This window comes from Achromobacter sp. GbtcB20 (genome assembly GCF_019091095.1).
GTDB classification, from domain to species: domain Bacteria; phylum Pseudomonadota; class Gammaproteobacteria; order Burkholderiales; family Burkholderiaceae_B; genus Achromobacter; species Achromobacter mucicolens.
In genome coordinates, this window is record NZ_JAGXJZ010000276.1 from 1 (window position 1) to 400 (window position 400).

A 400-nucleotide genomic window follows, 5' to 3' on the forward strand; every position below is an offset into this window, starting at 1 on the left:
ACCAGCTTCATGCGCCAGCAGTTATCGGAGCTGCGCGAAGCCAACCCGAACGCCCGGCTCAAGCACGAGTGGGTGCCCTACGAACGCATCTCGGACAACCTCAAGCGCGCGGTGGTGGCTTCCGAAGACGCCAACTTCGCCGACCATCCGGGCGTGGACTTCGATGCGCTCGAGCGCGCCTACGAGCGCAACAACCGCCGCCACAAGGTCGTCGGCGGCGGCTCGACCATCACCCAGCAGCTGGCGAAGAATCTGTTCCTGTCCGGCTCGCGCAGCTACCTGCGCAAGGGGCAGGAAATGATCATCGCCTTCATGCTGGAATCGGTGATGAGCAAGCGCCGCATCCTCGAGGTGTACTTGAACGTGGTCGAGTTCGGACGCGGCGTGTTCGGCGCGGAAG

General features: G+C 64.0%; 1 protein-coding gene. It reads left to right on the forward strand.

What is annotated here, in order from left to right; all coding sequences use genetic code 11:
* A partial coding sequence (gene mtgA, locus KVT32_RS28965) for a monofunctional biosynthetic peptidoglycan transglycosylase (RefSeq protein WP_217619297.1) occupies nt 1-400 on the forward strand: 400 nt, incomplete at both ends.